This window comes from Lysinibacillus sp. NPDC056185 (genome assembly GCF_047737915.1).
Lineage (GTDB): Bacteria > Bacillota > Bacilli > Bacillales_A > Planococcaceae > Lysinibacillus.
Genome location: NZ_JBLLLQ010000086.1, coordinates 1 through 1,633 on the forward strand (window position 1 = coordinate 1; position 1,633 = coordinate 1,633).

The window sequence follows — 1,633 nt, forward strand, 5'->3', positions numbered from 1 at the left end:
CCGTAGACCAGCCCCAGGTTCCGGGCGGCCAGCGCGCTGCCGAACTCCCAGGCGGCCTCCAGGTAGGCGGCACGGGTGCCCGGCCGGGCACCGCAGAAGACACCGATCCGGTCGGCGCGCTGGACAGAGACGTTCATGAAGTACCCCTTAGATGCCCGGAGCCGGCGTATGTGCGTTCGGGGACGAGCTTGGCCGGGGCTTCCATATTTCTCCCATACGGGAACTGTCGGCACGTCCCGGCGAGGACGCCGAAGGCGGTTCCGGCAGCCAGCCGGTTCCGGCGCCCGACGGCAGGGACAGCAAGGGATCGCCGACCGTTCCCGCCGGTGTCTGCGCTATCCGCGGCAGCACGATCCGGTCGACGGTGACCGAGGCCCGGGCCGCCAACCGCCGGGATTCCAGCTGCCACACCTGCGCGTCGCAGTCCTCCCGGAGCAGAGGCTGCGGACCGGGCCCGAGCCGTACGACGCCCGAGGCGAGCAGCGCCAGCAGTTCCACCGTCCGGCCCGGGTCGGCTCCCACCACCAGCCGGTTCACCGCCGGTACGAACGTGCCGTGGAACCGGGCCATGGACTCCTCGTCCAGGCCCGGACCCTCCAACAGCCCCCGCAGCAGCCTGCGGTGGTCGTGCAGGACTTCGAGGGCGTCCTTGACCGGGTCCGTGCCCAGCCCCGTGAGGGCCGCCCGCAGATCCCCGGCCGTCTCGGCGGTGAACCAGTCGGCATACGCGCGTTCGTCCGCCCACACGGGCATCTCGTCGCCCCGGGACAGCACGGCGTGGACCGGGCTCCCGCCGTGCGCCGCGGCCAGCTCGTCCAGGAGCCGGCGGTGACCGCTCGCGGCGATCCGGGCGACGAACTCCCGCTGCACCGCCTCCGTCCCGGCCGGACCGGAGGCCAGCAGCGAACGGTAGTAGGCGAGGTCGAGCTCGGCCTCCAGGTCGGGCAGGACATCGTCCATGAGGCTCAGCCGTCCGCCCGGACGATTCCTGCGGTGCCGGGCCAGGCGGGCCGAGGTGAACACGAGCGGGGCCGGCACCTTCCTGCCGGGCGGCGAGACCGGCCGGGTCCGGGGAAGCCCGCCCGCCCTGACGGTCAGCACCACGGCCGGTTCGCGTCCGCTGGGCAGATAGCGTGCCACGCTGCCGTCGAAGGCGAACCGGCCGCCGCGCCCGGTGGTCAGTTCGGCCAGCACCGACAGGGCGGTGAGCCCGAGCCCGAGCACCGCCACCCGCTCGTTCGCCCCGACCGAACGGTAGGCCAGATGAAGAGGCCGGGTCCGGGGCTCCGGCGCGGACCCGGCCCCCGGGGCGAGGGGCGGATGGAAAAGATGCCGGGACGCGGTGGGCAGCACGGCGTCCACCCGCAGCAGCGTGCCGTCGGCCAGGACCACACTCTCGCCGCCCCCGTCCGCCGCGGGACGCACCGCGGTGGCCGGCTCCCGGTGAACCACCACCCGCACCCCGGGGCCCGCGGTCGCGGTGATCCGGTCCGCCGCCCAGCGGAGGTAGGCGCGGTACAGACGCAGCGGCGGGAAGTCGCCCGGTTTGACCGGGCCGATACCGCAGTCGACGCACCACTGGTACAGCGACGGGCCGTGCGCCGACGCCCTGGCGTCGTGGAAAGCGCTGATC

Annotated in this window: 1 protein-coding gene; it reads right to left on the reverse strand. The window is 74.1% G+C overall.

Annotation, left to right across the window (positions count from 1 at the left end; genetic code table 11):
- Positions 1-147: 147 nt before the first annotated feature.
- Positions 148-1,633: FAD/NAD(P)-binding protein (locus ACMZ42_RS27010; RefSeq protein ID WP_415733424.1), on the reverse strand; the 1,486-nt coding region annotated here is incomplete at its 5' end.